The sequence below is a fragment of the Indolivaga macrotermitis genome (assembly GCF_900128985.1).
Classification (GTDB): domain Bacteria; phylum Bacteroidota; class Bacteroidia; order Bacteroidales; family Dysgonomonadaceae; genus Dysgonomonas_A; species Dysgonomonas_A macrotermitis.
This window is the reverse complement of the sequence record NZ_FQUC01000008.1, coordinates 1-16,111: the sequence shown is the minus strand read 5'-3', so window position 1 is coordinate 16,111 and position 16,111 is coordinate 1. Positions and strand designations below refer to the sequence as shown.

The 16,111-nt window shown below is 39.0% G+C and carries 9 protein-coding genes; 4 read left to right on the top strand and 5 right to left on the bottom strand.

Translation table 11 applies throughout. The annotated features are described in order from the left end of the window. Positions 1-23: 23 nt before the first annotated feature. The 5 genes from ppc to BUC12_RS11300 all read right to left on the bottom strand — a co-directional run bounded on the left by ppc (position 24) and on the right by BUC12_RS11300 (position 10,635). Entirely contained in the window at positions 24-2,660 is a 2,637-nt protein-coding gene (ppc, locus tag BUC12_RS11320; RefSeq protein ID WP_062178360.1) for a phosphoenolpyruvate carboxylase, read from the bottom strand. Positions 2,661-2,749: 89 nt separating this feature from the next. Then, positions 2,750-4,480: a hypothetical protein gene (locus BUC12_RS11315; protein ID WP_062178363.1), complete on the bottom strand. Its 1,731-nt coding sequence runs from the start codon at positions 4,478-4,480 to the stop codon at positions 2,750-2,752. Positions 4,481-5,289: 809 nt separating this feature from the next. Beyond that, positions 5,290-7,059, bottom strand: a complete 1,770-nt coding sequence (locus BUC12_RS11310; protein WP_062178366.1) for a TonB-dependent receptor — start codon at positions 7,057-7,059, stop codon at positions 5,290-5,292. Between the two features lie 46 nt (positions 7,060-7,105). Next, positions 7,106-10,105: a tetratricopeptide repeat protein gene (locus BUC12_RS11305; RefSeq protein WP_062178368.1), complete on the bottom strand. Its 3,000-nt coding sequence runs from the start codon at positions 10,103-10,105 to the stop codon at positions 7,106-7,108. Beyond that, a complete protein-coding gene (locus BUC12_RS11300) occupies positions 10,102-10,635 on the bottom strand; it encodes an NUDIX hydrolase (protein WP_062178371.1) in 534 nt (177 codons plus the stop codon). The genes BUC12_RS11305 and BUC12_RS11300 overlap by 4 nt, the downstream gene beginning before the upstream one ends. A 318-nt stretch (positions 10,636-10,953) precedes the next feature. Here BUC12_RS11300 and BUC12_RS11295 point away from each other — a divergent pair, with 318 nt between their 5' ends. The 4 genes from BUC12_RS11295 to BUC12_RS11280 all read left to right on the top strand — a co-directional run bounded on the left by BUC12_RS11295 (position 10,954) and on the right by BUC12_RS11280 (position 15,959). Further along, entirely contained in the window at positions 10,954-11,379 is a 426-nt protein-coding gene (locus tag BUC12_RS11295) for a cysteine peptidase family C39 domain-containing protein (protein WP_062178374.1), read from the top strand. Positions 11,380-11,551: 172 nt separating this feature from the next. Beyond that, the gene (locus BUC12_RS11290) at positions 11,552-13,747 is read left to right on the top strand and encodes a peptidase domain-containing ABC transporter (protein ID WP_062178377.1); all 2,196 of its coding nucleotides are present in this window, start codon (positions 11,552-11,554) and stop codon (positions 13,745-13,747) included. Beyond that, complete coding sequence (locus tag BUC12_RS11285) at positions 13,747-15,066, top strand: HlyD family secretion protein (protein WP_062178380.1); 1,320 nt, start codon at positions 13,747-13,749, stop codon at positions 15,064-15,066. The genes BUC12_RS11290 and BUC12_RS11285 overlap by 1 nt, the downstream gene beginning before the upstream one ends. A gap of 143 nt (positions 15,067-15,209) precedes the next feature. Continuing rightward, positions 15,210-15,959: an ATP-binding cassette domain-containing protein gene (locus BUC12_RS11280; RefSeq protein WP_062178383.1), complete on the top strand. Its 750-nt coding sequence runs from the start codon at positions 15,210-15,212 to the stop codon at positions 15,957-15,959. Positions 15,960-16,111 lie beyond the last annotated feature (152 nt).

Below are 16,111 nucleotides of genomic sequence, written 5' to 3'. Positions count from 1 at the left end.
GTTCTCTATTATTTGATTATTCATCACCCTGTATTACGCATACCGGCTGCGATACCCGAGATGGTAATCATTAGGGCTTGTTCCAATTCCTGTGGATGTTCTACCTGACTACGGCAACGTTGTAATAACTCTACCTGTAGGAGATTCAGGGGCACAGTATAAATATTTCTCATTGCGATATTACTGGCTATTGCCGGAAGGCTTTCCATCAAATAGTCATCATGTGCAATATTAAGAACGGTTTGTATGTTTTTTTCAAGTTGTTCTTGTAGCTCGGCACCCAGATATTGTAGTCTTGGCTCAACAAGGCGTTTATCGTAATATGCCGCAATTCGCTTGTCTGCTTTAGCGAAAACCATTTCCAACATACTGATACGTGTATTGAAGAATGGCCACTCGTTATACATGCTTTCCAACAGAGCGAGTTTGCCGTTGTCTATCGCCTCCTGAAGAGCTTGTCCGGCACCGAGCCATGCTGGTAGCATCAATCGGTTTTGTGTCCATCCGAATATCCAGGGGATAGCTCTCAGACTTTCCACTCCTCCGGTTGGACGGCGTTTAGCCGGTCTAGACCCTAATGGAAGTTTGGCAAGCTCTGCCTCCGGAGTTGCCTGATAGAAGTAGGGGATAAAGTCTTCATTTTGATGAACCAATCCCTGATATGCTTTGCATGAGGTATCGGACAATTCGTCCATAACCTTTCTCCATTCGTCTTTCGGAGCAGGTGGTGGTAGCAGGTTGGCTTCCAGAATTGCGTCCAGATAAAGAGACAATGTGTTAATTGCCAAGCTGGGTAATCCCAATTTAAAACGGATCATTTCTCCTTGTTCGGTAACACGTAGTCCGCCTTTGAGCGAACCGGGAGGTTGTGAGAACAGGGCGACTTTGGCAGGGCCTCCGCCACGTCCGATTGTACCACCACGCCCATGGAATAAGGTGAGCGATACTCCGGCATCGGCACATACTTTAAGCAAGGCCTCCTGCCCTCTGTACTGTGCCCATCCTGCAGCTAATGCTCCTGCATCTTTTGCAGAATCCGAATAGCCGATCATAACCATTTGCTTGTTATTTGTGATACCTTTATACCAGCCGATATTAAGCAATTGACGCATTACATCTTCGGCATTATTCAGGTCATTCAATGTCTCGAACAATGGAGCTACAGGCAATGTGTACGGGCAACCGGTTTCCTTGAGAAACAAGTGGACTGCTAAAACATCCGATGGAGTACGTGCCATCGATATTACATATACGGGAATTGCTCCTTCAGGTGTTTCGGCTATAACCCGGCAGGTTTCTATAACCTCCTGAGTTTCGGCGCTGGGCTCCCATTTATTTGGTATCAGAGGCCTGTTCGACGCTAATTCCTTAAGTAGGAATGCTTGCTTTTCGGCTTCGCTCCACGACTCGTAATCGCCTATTCCCAGATAGCGGGTTATTTCCGAGAGGGCTTCGGTATGCCTGGTGCTTTCCTGACGTACATCTATTTGTACAAGTGTTACTCCAAAACATTTTACCCTGCGCAATGTATCCGAAAGTTTATCTTCGGCAATACTTTTCATTCCGCATTCTATCAGCGAATGATAGCATTGTATAAGAGGTTCCCAAAGCTGTTCGTTGTGAAATATGATATCGTCAGTAACGGGAACTTGCTTTCCTTCGATACGTTCGTCCAGATAGGCTATTGTTTTTCTGAGCTTCAAGCGGAGGCGTTTCATCAGCTCCCTGTATGGCTCCTGTACATCGTTATCCCCTAAATATTCTCTGAATTGAGGAGTGCAATTGAACATTGACAGTTCTTTTACCAATACTTCTATGTCGTTCAGAAAAAGAAGGGCAGCACGTTTCCGGCTTTGTAATAGAACATCGCGTGTAACAGCAGATGTAACATTCGGATTTCCGTCACGGTCTCCTCCCATCCATGATGAGAAATGAATAGGGCGTGCATCGATTGATATTGTATATCCGAGTGTGTTTTTTAGTTGCAGGTTCAGCTCCCGTAAAAACTCGGGAACGGCTTTCCATAAACTATTTTCTACCACATCGTAACCCCATTTGGCTTCTTCGTTGGGTGTCGGCCTGTTTTTGCGAATCTCGTCGGTAAACCAATACTGAACAATCAGTTGTTTAAGACGGCGCATTATCTGCTCTTTCTTATAGTCGACAATATCATCGTGGTCTAACTGTTGCAGGCTGTCGCTAACCTCGTTCAGATTGTTAATAAGTGAACGGCGGTTTATTTCAGTCGGGTGAGCAGTCAGAACAAGGTCGATCGAAATCTCATCCAGAGACTTTTTGATCTCGTCGTCGCTGATTCCTTTTTCTTTCAGCATTTTGTGAATAGCCGGAAAATTTACCGGATTATCCTTTCCTAACGCATGTTGAGAAATAATATCATACTGTTCTGCTGTATTGGTCAGATTTAAAAACTGATTGAAAGCCTGAGCTACAGGCAGGAATTCTTCGTCCGGCAGGTTTTGTAAAGTTTTTACTAACTCGTCATGAGCGTCCATGTCTCCGTTATCAGAAGCTTTAGACAATCGTCTGATAGTTTCGACCCTGTCAAACATCGCTTCTCCGAGAGCTTCTTTGATAGTATCTCCTAATAATGTACCCAACATGGATATGTTGTTATTCATTAGGCTGTTTGATTGACTCATACTCCTATGTATTTAGTTATTTAATGAGAGCCGGAAACCTTCCGGCTCTTTGTGTAAGCTTACGAACTTAAGGTATATGCCTTATGTTTTTATTCATTGATCAGGGAGAATAGCTCTTCGGCTGCCATTCTCGGTCCGTCTTTAGTTTTGCCGTCAATGGCAAGTGAAGTGTGGATTTCTCCGATCTTAACTCCGTTTTCGTCCATTTTGGCAAAGTACTTACGAACCAGTTTTTCTGCAAGGGATTGTTCCTGTACAGGGCCGAACGGATTGGCAAAGTAAGATTTGACCAGACCTACCTCGGATGTTGTTCCTTTTGCTTTGCGAGCTCCGTCTTCGAATACTTTTATAGCATTATCGAGATTGTCGAATAGCTTGATCTTGTGATCCGATTCTTCATAGTTGTTTGCGTATAACATGTAATCTACGGTGTATCCTTTTGAAATAACTTCGTAGGTAGATACAGGTATCGTTACACGGGCATTTACCTTATCGGGGTTGGTATAAATTCCTCTGTCGAGTTGCTGATATGCATATGAGGGATCCAGATCATCTACACGGACAAAAGCTCCGATTTCGGTACCATAACCCTTTACAGAACCATCTTCTTCGATATTCAGATAGCCCATATCATCGAATATAATACGCATATGGCGTATATATTTTTCATTCAGGGTACGGAAGGCTTCAAGGCTTTCAGATTTTCCTGCACCACTGTCCCCCATGATTATAATGTTAGATTCCTTTCCGTTTTTTAGGGCAATATTTACCATCGCACCATGGATCGGAAGGCGAGCATTCTCCATCTGCTTGATATTGTGCAGTGTCAGAAGCATTTTCTTCATATATCCGAAGTAGTCGATATCGTCGCAATAGTTGGCATAGCCTATCATGATATCGTTTTTCTTGTCTTTGTAATAGAATGTTCTCTTTTCATTATGCCCGTCAGGATAGCCAAATATATAAATCATGTCAGGTTTCTTTCCGATGTAACTGCTTTCAGTAGCCAGTTCGAAGAGGTTAGATAAGCCTAAGCCGTGATCGATAAAATCTTTGTGGAAGTAAACGAATGTGAGCATATTACCTACCCATGCCGGGAAGATGTACCATTCATCATCATTTAGGTTGAGGTTAGCTATTGGGTTTGAATCATGTTCCTGAAATATTCCCGAGCGTGTATTGCGCTTCGTATATGTAATTAACGGCGGTTGGAAAACAACGGTACTGATAAATGGAACAGTCGATAGTCCGTTATACTCAACAGGGCAGTTCCATGGCACATCGTTTAGGGTAAGTCCGGCGTTAGCACCTGCTACCAGCTGGCGGTAAACCCTGTGCTGGAATCCCATAACGGTTTCTTCTATACGACGGTATGTTGCCAGAATAAGATCATTAAATTGGCTGTTAGCTTGAATAAAGCGTACATTTTGAAGCCCGTCTCCGAGACTGCTGTTACGAACAACAGATATACGGTCTAAACGGCGCCAGTATGCATAAAGAAGTTCGATAAACTCAATGAACAAATCTTTGTCACTGAAGTATTCAGAATATTTGGTATTTACTTTATGAATTTCACCTTCGTCGCAAACTGTGAGGAATTTGAAGACCCGTACTAATGTTGAGGCAAACTCATCATCGTTTTTAAAGTTTTTGATATAATGGTCATAGATGATTACATTATCTTTTTTCAACACCTGAATAAAAGAGTTTATCACCTGTTTGAACCCATAACTATTCAATAATTTCTGACGATTATCGCAATACTTGACAGAAAAATTGATCATTACTTTTCCCCGGCTGATGGTAAATTCGTTTTGCATTATTTTCTTATTTTATTTATGAATTATATTATAAGATTATCCTTGAACTATAGATCGGGATATTGAGATATCAAAGTGTTCTCAAAATTAAGAATTTCAATTGTAAAAGTGGCTTCCGAATGTTTAAAATTTACCTAAAAAGCAGGGACTTATTCCGGGCTTCCGGGCATTTTGTAAATTCGACTTAGCAGACTGTCGAATTCGATGTACGCTTTAAATATGATAAGGCTCCGGGCTCTCTTTTATATTATCGAAGTTATCGTTGATATAACTGAGACAATCTATGCAAAGACAATTCCCGTATTTAGTTTTAATGTAATTACGAACACCTCTTTTAATACCACTTTTTTACAGTTACAGAGACTTATCTGATCTACTCTACATACAAAAGGAGCAGAACAACGAGGACATATTTTGTTCATATTATTCAGTTTGTTCGATTATTGCTCTTTTTGAGAGCAAATAATCTATGTGTCAAATGTACGTATTTTAAAGGTGAGGAAGAAAAAATCTTTTCTGTCTTCAGAAAAGATTTTTTTAAGAATGTGCCTTAAGTTGAAGGAGAGTCCATTATAGCTAAAATACAACTTTCGAATATGTAATTTAGTATCAGTCTGCTCTTCAATATACAATTAGATTTAGAGTTAAATTTAAGTGTCTCTATTTTTTGTATAGTACAAAGCAACACATTCTTTATTTAATACCATATAATTAAAATCTAATTTTTTTATCAAAAAACTAATATTTTGTATAATAGAAAATTAATGATAATTGAATATTTGTTTAAAAATAAGCGATTTATAGATTATCTAGAAAATGAGGTTAAATCCTCCGGTTATATTTATTCCTTGCAAAGTATAGCCGTAATACCGTTCGTATTTTTGATTTAGTACGTTATTTGCTTTGGCATATAGCGATAACCATTTCAATACGTGATAACTGGCCTTTACATTAAGTTCATTGATATTCTTCATATCAACGACTTCTAAATAATTAGTGGTCTTGCGTCCACCCGAAAATTGATAGTTGGCTGTCAATATCAAATTTTCAATAAAAGAGAAATCTGCATTGAAATCCACCGTAAATGTGGGCAATCCCCATGCTTTTTTCTCGGTGATGGATACGTTTTCTGTATATTTATCTAAGCTATAGAAATGCGCAATCGCTTTTAATGAAAGGTCTGTGTAAGGGATTAGCTTTGTTTTGATAGCTCCACCGAAGTGTCCTTCTCCCAGATTTGCGTATATAGCCTGACTGACATTGCTCCATGATGTACCTGAAGTAGGGAGATAGAGGTGTTCGTCTTTGGTTTGTTTATATCCACCGAATATATCAAACTCAAATCCTTGTATTACACCTGAGCGTACACCTAACTGAGCATCATATAGAGTTTTAGATATGTTTACTCTTCCAATTGGTGCAATATACCGGTTTTCGTTATATATATTCACAAAGTTGTTATCATTGATACCTCCGTCAACAGTTAAATAAAGAAGGCTGGTTTCGTCGAAATTCCAAGCTAGATCGACTGTAGGTGCTATTGCAAACTTATTTTTTACATCTATCGCCCAGTTGATATTGGCTCCGATGGTAAATCTGATGTCTCCGTCATCTATTTTAAAGTACGGATTCGCTCTTACGACTGTTAGATTATGGTAGAGGTCTGTCATGAGGTCACTTTCATACAGTGTAGAGTGTTCGTCGTACTTCTGAAATAATAAACCTCCTTTGATCCCTATTTTCTTATCTCCGAAAAAGGGTTGGGAAAGATCAACTTTAGCATCGAATATATTTCCTGACGGACCATCATCTTCGATGTTTGTAGAGTATTTAGTCGTAAACCGGTTGTACCGGATACTTGCCGAATAGTTTAATTCGTCGTAGGACTCTTTAGAAATGAGGCTTGTGTTGATGTCGAAAATATTTACAACCTGATTTTTTTCCATATTGTAAATATCAGCCGAAGGCAGAACCTCGTAATTCAGAATATACGGTTTTCCGTAATAATTGAAGCTGTTATTGAGAAATGAAGCACTCAGGTTCCATATTCCCGATCCGAATTTATGACTGTACTTGGCTTTGATGAAGTTCTCCATGTTCTTTGCCTTTACCTCGTCGTTATTTTCTCCATTCAGGTATTTTATTTTCCCGTTGGTCGAGTTGTGTGTGCCGAATAAGTCGAACTGGTCATTCGCGCTGTCTACAATCCGGTATCCCAGCGCCCCTTCTAAATTGGAGTACATACCAGCTCCGAAATTTAAATAACCTCGTTGTTCCGGATATTCTATTTTGGTACGGATACTCCCCGATCCGGTGTCCCCGATAGGATAAGCGGATAGCTTGATCGTTGGTGCAGCATTTTCGAAACGTATATCATATTGCTTCTTTAGAGGTTGATGTACGGCTGGTAAACTGTTTATTTTAGAAGCATCCTGTATTGTCGGGTTATATTCTCTTTCGAGAGAAACTTGCCGGTTCAATAAAGTGTCTTTTGCCGAAGTTTGGGCGTTGGCAATAATAGCAGGGCAAATAGCTATGGCTGCTGATATTATTAATTTATATGAGGTATTAATATTCATCGTTTTCTGAATTTTAATTTGCTTTTTATTTTTGCAATACGGGAGCTTAGTTATTTAAAGCTGCTAAGCGTTCGCTTATCATCGAGCGTATTTCCGGTTCGTTACCAGTATAATTGGCATCGAGGCTTTCGAGGTATTGTTTTGCCTGAAACTTGTCTCCTTTTGCTTTATATGTATCGGAAAGGACAATGATTGATCTAGCCATCCAATAAGCATGCGGGGTTCCTTGCTTCATCAGTTGTAGCACCTGCTGTTCGGCTTTATCGTAAGCTTTTGCTTTCAGATATGTGTCAGCCAGTAAATACTGGGCTTCTGCACCATATACGCTTCGTGTGTCAGTCGCTGCTTTTGTGAGGTCTTCCACAGCTTTGTTGGTTGCCGAAATGTTCAGGTAGGCTTTAGCTCTCGCCAGACGGGCTTCGCTAATGACTTCGGGAGAAGTCTTGTCGGAAGACAACAGCTGTGTAGTGGTTGTTATAATCTCGTTGTCGTTCCCCGATGCACCTGCTGTTTTTAGGATGCCGAGTTGCGCTGCATTTTTTTCTTCACTGTTTACTGCTACTCTTTCCAGTCGTTTAAAGGTGTTATAGGCGGCTTGTGTATCATTGTTTGCCAATTGGATATCTCCTATATGCAGTAATGCCTTGCTGAGATTCTTCGAATTTCCGGATTGAACGGTCTGATTAAATTCGTTGAGGGCCGTTACATTATCCTTATTTTCATAAGCTACAATACCTATATAATAATGAGCATCTCCTGCAAACTGGCCGTTTGGATATGTCTGCAAATATTTTCTCATTGTATTGACAGCTTCGGCTGTGCGTCCTTTCATGTACACATTTTCTGCAGCCAGATAAGTTAGTGAATCCTGACGGCTTGTAGAAATAATAACTCCTGAACCCAATGAATTGGCATAATTAGCGTATGACGAAATATCGTTGATGTCGCGATAAATTCCTTCTAAGCTTTGAAGGGCGATACGGGCTTCTTCTGTATTCTTGTCTCTTTCTATTACTTTTTTGTATGTAGAAATAGCCTGATTGGTCTGGTTTGTATTATAGTATGACTGTCCGAGTAAAACACCTGCTTTTGCAGCGATGTTTGAATCGGGAAACTTATTCAGCATTTGAGAAAGTACCGAGGTTGCTTCCTGTTCACGTCCGGTCATTACTAAAGCGCGGCTTTTTTCGTACATCGCATCATCAATATATTGCGATTCGGGATACTTGCGTATCATTGCATCTAATGCCGAAATCTTTCCGTTGTAATTGTGTTGCAGACCCATCACGAATGCTTTTTGGAAATCTGCATATTCGGCACTCTGTTGGTTACGGGTAGATGCCTGAGTGTATGCACGCTCGGCATCACTGAAATTACGATTATAGAGATAGCAGTCGCCAATACGGTTCAATGCGTCTGCATATGTCAGGCTTTGAGAGTTCTTTTCCTGAGCTATATATTGTTGTAAACTGCTCAACGAATTGTTATATTGCTTTTGTTTGAAATAACTGTAACCCAGATTGTACAAAGCCAGGCTATAATTGCTGTCAGTCGAGTTAGTCAGCGATGTGTAGGTCTGATAATCTTTGGCTGCTGCAGCAAATTCATTTTGGCGGTAACGGGTTTCGCCTCTCCAGAAATAAGATTCGTTTTTCGATTTGCTGTCATAATTACCCATATTTATACAGGCATTGAATCGCTGTATAGCCTGATCGTATTTCCCGTCAATAAAATCCTGCGCACCCAGCTGGAATAGTATGCTTTGCTTCGCTTCCAGTATCTGTCTGCCGGGAGCATTCATCTGATCAATAACATTCAGTGCGGCTTGGTAGTCTTTTGTAGACAATAGTGTTGATGCAAGTTGATTATTGATTTCATTGACATATTTAGAATTTGGATATTCTTTCAGAAAACGTTGTAATACGGTAATTGACTGATCGAATATAGAAAGTGATGTCTTATGTACCAGTAGTGCATAATTATAAAGAGCGACTTCACTGATCGATGGATCAAATTTAGCCCGTGATGCCGCATCGAATGCCATCAGAGCATTTGAATTATCATTTACTTTCAGATAATTCTGTCCCAGCAACATATAAGATGCCTGTCCTAATTGGTCGTCGGTGGATGCAGCAAATTGGAGGGCTTTGATAGCTTGTGCAGGCGAATTGGCTTGCGAATACGCAGTTCCCAGTTGGAACATATCTTCCCTGAACGGTTTATCTGTCTTATTGAGGTATTTTTCGTAGTAAGATATCGATTCGTTTGTATTTCCTGATCTGTAATAACTGTTTCCAAGAATTCGATATATTTCGGCTGAGTTATTATTGTCAGGATAACTGTTTAAGTAATTAGTCCCGGCATTGATAGCGCTGTTCAGATCGTTTTTGAGAAAATACCCTTGTGTAATAAAGAATAGGGATTGCTCTTTGTATTCAGGATTGTTTTTTAATCTTTCGAAAGTTTCAAGAGATTTGTCATAATTTCCGTTTCGGAAATCGATATACGCTTTGTAAAAAGTTGCGGGTTCGTAATACTTGTTGCTGTTTCGGGCGAGGATATCGAAACGCCTTGCGGCTTCCTCCCGGTTTCCTTCTTGAAGAAGGGCGTATGCTGATCGAAAAGAGTAATCCTCCTGATCGGAAATGGAAAGATAAGCAATGTCCGACTGATTGAACCAATAAAGAGCTTTTGCCCAATCCTTCTCATTAAAGAAAGAAGATCCTATATAAAAACAGATATCGTTCCGGTGGTAAGATTCGGGATAAGTATCGAGATACTCCCGAAGAATAGTCGCTGAGTTTTCTTTTCCTCTGAAATAGGCTCCTGCGGCAATCATGTAATCGGCTTCGAGCTGCAGGCTTTTTTCTTTATTGGTTTGTTTGAATTCATTCAGGGTATTCTCCGCTCCTGTATAATTATTATTGAGAAACATTTCCCGTCCTTGTATATACAATCGGGGGGGTAATTCGTTTACAATACTTTTTTGCGCATTTACGAATTGGAGGGATGAAACGATCCCTGCCATTATGAAGATTTTTCTCATAGATTCATCAATTGTATTTTTTCGATTCCCTTTCGTACTGACATTAAACCGAAAAGGGAAGGGTTTAATTCTGATATTGGTATAAATTGCAGCGCTGCAACATCATCGTGTGCAGAAAATGAACTATCGTCATTTGTTTCACATAAAAAGAACATATCCGTGGTTTGTACCTCGAAGCCCGAATATAAATAGGTATTCGGTATAGAAAAAAGATACCTGACCGAATTTATTTGCAGGCCTGTTTCTTCGTTCACTTCTCTAATAACAGCTTCTTCGGCAGTTTCGTTCATATCGACAAAACCTCCCGGCAAGTCGAAAGTTCCTTTCGCCGGATCGCTGGCTCTCGTCGCAACGAGTAATTCTTTTTTCTTATTGATTATAACTGAGACAGTTGCAGAAGAAGGGTTGAAATAATAAATGAAGTGGCACGATTCGCAACACTTCGATTTAAAATTATTAATAACAAACCGGTCGGAGCCACATTTAGGGCAATACTTAAATAAATCCAGAGGGTGTTTCTTTTCAGGCATAATAACGTTAGTAATATTAAGCGGTAAAGATAGTTAAATTAAAGTAAACGCTTATTGTGTATAATCAGATTGTAGATTTAAATATAAAAAAAAGAGAAAAAAGAGAGGCGTTAAATGAGATTGGATTGAAAAGTGTAATTCATGGGGTGAAAAATGTAATCCTTAACCCGTTTTTTTTGTGTTTTTTTGCATATCCATTAGTTGATATTTAGCACTGGCAAAGAATAATATGATTAAAATATTATAGACAGGTAAATACAAATACCTTTACTTTGCTCGAGTAATGGATATTTTCTAATTTCTTAGTTTTAAAGTAGTATGAATGCCTCTCATTTTTATTTAGTCAATTTGATATCGTCGTTTCTTTCGGCTCGTAATATTGTTCATAACAGAAATATTCTGAAGGTTCAGTATGAGTTTGAGTCTAAGAAATCGCCGATCATAACTATATCAAATTTATTAAAGGATTATGACCTTCATAGTCGGACTTATCTGGCCGACTTTGATACTCTGCAAAAAGAGCGTAAACACGCATTATTGCATCTTCGTATCAGCGATGGGCGTTTTGTTATGCTGAAGAAAATAAGTTCTGATGGAAATGTTACCTTTTTCGATCCTGTTATCAATAAAAATATTGAGATATCGAAACCTGCATTTCTTAAATTATGGAGTAATGTTGTTATTTATTCAAGTGAAAGTGTTGTGAAGAGTAGTAATAAAAAGTATGAGAAAGTAGAATCTTGATCCCTGGATTCTTTCTCAAGAGTTTTAAAGTGGTTTGTGAATACAAACCACTTTTTTCTTTTAATAAGTAACCTTATAATCTATTATTATATTCTTTTTTTAATAAATTAGCGGCTCTTTCACAAAACCAAAACTATCTGTACTTTTATATCAAAATGATATAGCTAATAATATGCGGAAATTTCCTCTTTACAAACAACACGATGCGATGGATTGCGGTCCTACGTGTTTACGTATGATCGCGGCTTTTTATGGTAAACATTTTTCATTGGAGAGATTGCGGCAAAAAGCACGGCTAACCAAAGAAGGAGTCTCATTGTTAGGAATAAGCGAAGCTGCTGAGTCGCTGGGATTCCGGACGATGGGTGTCAGTATTTCTTTCGAACAATTGTGTGAAGCTCCGTTGCCTTGTATCGTTTATTGGAATCAAGAGCACTTTTTAGTTGTATATGATATCAAGCAAGGAAAGAATGGAACGCAAGTATATGTTGCAGACCCGGCCGGAGGGAAATTGAAATTCACAAAAGAAGAATTTTCCAAAAGTTGGATTTCGACAACCGAAGAAGGCGTACCTCATGGAATTGCCCTTTTATTGGAACCGTCACCCGACTTTTATAAATACAATGACGACATTGAACGTCGCAAAGGTTTCAGCTTTCTGTTTTCATATCTGAAGCCTTACCGGTCAATGGTAACCCAGTTGATTCTGGGTTTGGCTATAGGTAGTTTGTTGATGCTGATATTGCCTTTCTTGTCGCAAGCAGTTGTTGATATAGGTATCAATACTCAGAATCTCAATTTTGTCTATCTCGTACTGATTGCTCAGTTGGTACTTACCCTGAGTAATGCTACAGTAGGATTTATTAGAGGATGGATATTGTTACACCTGGGAAGCCGTATCAACATAGCCCTTATCTCGGACTACCTTATTAAGTTGATGCGAATGCCGATGGGGTATTTCGATACCAAGATGGTCGGAGATATACTTCAACGTATTAACGACCATACAAGGATACAGGATTATCTGACGAATTCGAGTCTGAATGTCCTGTTTTCGTTCTTTAATATTATTGTGCTGGGTATTGTCCTTGCTTTCTATAGTTTGAAGATTTTTGCCATATTCATGATAGGCAGCCTCCTATACTTTCTTTGGGTTTGGCTTTTTATGAAAAAGCGGGCTGAATTGGATCATAAGAATTTTGCACAGCAATCGGCAAATCAAAGTGCCGTAATCCAGTTGATTACCGGTATGCAGGAAATAAAGCTGAACGCTTGCGAACAGCAAAAAAGATGGGCTTGGGAGGGAATTCAGGCGCGTCTGTTCCGTCTTCGTATAAAGGGGTTGGCTTTGGGGCAGTATCAAGATTCCGGTGCAATATTCATTAATCAGACAAAGAATATATTAATCACAGCATTGGTCGCTAAGTTTGTGATAGATGGCGAAATGACTCTGGGGATGATGATGGCGGTACAGTATATCATAGGACAATTGAATAGCCCGGTAGATCAGATTATAGACTTTGCCCGTAAAACACAGGATGCCAGATTAAGTCTCGACCGCCTGAGCGATTTACAGGATCAGGAAGATGAAACTATTCAGGATGAGGGTAGGATACAGGAAATTCCGTCAGGAAAAAATCTCATAGTTGCTCAATTATTTTTTGCATATGATGCAACTTCGGCAGGCAACCGGGTACTGAATGATATAGGTATTATGATTCCTGCAGGAAAGAAGACAGCTATTGTCGGAACCAGTGGTAGTGGAAAAACTACATTACTGAAATTGTTATTAGGCTATTACCCTCCCCAGAAAGGAGTGATTGTCCTTGGAGAAAACAATCTCGAAAATTATAGTAAACGTGAGTGGCGAAAGAGGTGTGGTGTAGTTATGCAAGAAGGTTTTATCTTTTCAGATAGTATTGCCCGTAATATAGCTCCGGCAGCAGAGATTATAGACAAAGACCTGCTGTTGAAAGCAGCAGGGATGGCAAACCTGACCGATTTTATTGAAGGCTTGCCGTTGGGGTACAATACGAAAATAGGAAATGACGGACATGGTCTAAGTCAGGGGCAAAAGCAACGCATACTTATAGCCCGTGCTATATATAAAGATCCCGAATTTGTGTTTCTGGATGAGGCGACAAATGCCCTTGATGCGAATAACGAAAAAGTGATAATGGAAAATCTGGATCATTTTTTCGAAGGGCGTACATCTGTAATTGTGGCTCATCGGCTGAGTACTGTCCGTAATGCCGATCAGATAATTGTTCTCGAAAAAGGCTCGGTGATAGAAGTCGGTACACATGATCAGTTGTCGGCAAAGAAAGGAGCGTATTATCATTTGGTAAAAAATCAATTGGAATTATAATGATGGAAGACGAAATAAATCAGAAGCATAAAGACCTCGAATTGAGGAGTGATGAGGTTAAAGATATACTATCGCGTTCTCCTCATGTCTTAGTCAGATGTGGCACTGCTGCTATTTGCGTTATACTGGGTTTGATATTTATAGGTTGTTTTGTCTTTCGTTATCCTGATGTTGTATCAGGAGGGGTGAGCGTGACAACCCAAAATCCACCATCGTGGCTTGTGGCAAAATCGGACGGAAGGTTAAAGCAGCTTTATATAGAAGATAAACAGATGGTCGGGCAGGGCGATGTAATAGCAGTGATTGACAATCCGGCAAAAACCGAGGATGTTATGTTGGTTAAGAAAAATCTGACAGAAAGGACGATAGTATCCGATTCATTAGTAAATCTGCCATCCGAATTATTATCCCGTACTTATGAACTGGGTGAATTGCAGTCGACGTTTTCAATATTTATAAAAGCTGCCGTTAATTATGATAATTTCATTTCGTTGAACCTGACGAAAGAAGATGAGAAATCTATTCATCAGCAAATCAAGGGGAGAACCGTGTATTCTTCTAACCTATATTCGCAATTAGAACTGAAACGGAAAGAATCGGAATTGGCAAAGTCTACTTTTGACAGAGATAAGTCTTTATATGAAAAAGGAGTATTGTCAAAATCGGAGATGGAAGAATCCGAACAAAATTATTTAAGCATCAGACAAGTATTACAGCAACTCGAAGCTACTATATTATCAGAAAATATAGAAAATACAAAATTGGCAAATTCGGCGTCAAAACTTACTGTAGAATATTTACAAGATAAAAATAGTAAGTATTCAGAGTTAGCTTCAGCATACAGGGAGTTGATTTCGGAGATTGAAAACTGGGAGCAAAAATATTTATTGGTGGCTCCGCAGGCAGGAACTGTAACCTTTAATACTTATTGGTCTAAAAACCAAACTGTAAAAACCGGAGACAGAGTTTTTGTTGTTGTGCCAAGCTATCAGGGGGACCTTATCGGCAAAGTCGAAATCGCAGAATCGGGTGCAGGAAAGGTAAAAGTCGGGCAACAGGCAAACCTTAAAATGTCTGGATACCCGTATCTGGAATATGGAGTTCTGCAAGGGACGGTAAAAAATATTTCATTGGTAACTAACGAAAATAAATATACAATAGAAATAGCTTTATCCAGTGGAGTGAAGTCTACTACCGGTGTAGTCTTTGATTTTACAGGGGAACTGAATGGAACGGCCGAGATTATCACAGAAGACCGCTCGATTGCAAATCGAATACTATCTCCATTAAGATATCTGCTTAATAATAATTTTAGGTAATAGGACTATTCGTTTCTCTTACTTTTTTCTCATATTTATATAATATTGCCATATACGGCAGAATGAAAAATGAAAGTATGATTATGTAAAAAGTCAAATCTATTTTGTTTTTTTGCTGTTCGAATCAAAAGCCCGTATAAAGAATGATTATTCTTGCTATAAAGAATCTGGATTATTACTACAAGGAAGAATATGTGCTGAGGAATTTTAATTTCTCAGTAAAAAGAGGAGAAATCTATGGTCTTGTAGGAAAAGCACGTTCCGGAAAAACGACTATTATTAACCTTGTACTAGGTCTTTTAGGTGCTCCTTCGGATACCATATTCATTTCTGGTGTTGACTATGCCAATCGGCGGAAAGATATTGCATATGTTACAGGCAATGTAGTTGATATACCCTATTACCAGAATTTTTTAACGGTATGGGAGAACTTTAAATTTCTGGATGTAAAGTTCCGTTTTGGAGAAGAACGGATAATTGAGGTACTAAAAACAATAGGTTTGGCCAGTGTAAGAAATAAAAAAGTGAGGATTTTGAGATCTGAGCAACAAAAAAGATTAAGTATTGGTCTGGCTTTATTTCACAATCCTGAATTTTTGGTTTTTGATGATCTTTTTCGCGATTTGAAGAATCAACCCAAGACTCAATTATATAAGCTTCTTATAAAAATACAAAAGAGTGGGAAGACAATATTACTTACCAACCGGAATTTGAAGGATATTGAGAATATTTGTTCGACTGTGGGTTTGCTTGATTCGGGCAATGTTTTGATCGAAGGAACGCCTAAGAGGGTAAAAGATTATATAAAAAATGAAACAGGATTGAGGTTCGATTTAGAAAAAGCTCCTCATGTAAATGTAATACGTATCCGGGGTAATTATGCCTGCTCTTAAAATAAATGCGTTTTTGCTGTAAATTTTTTGTTCAACAACAAATTTACAATTAGCTAGTTACGTTCATCTATAAAAAGTCTCTTAAAAAAACCTCATAAAATATTTGGAATGGAAGGGTAAGTGTATTACTTTTGCACTCGCTTTAAAACCGA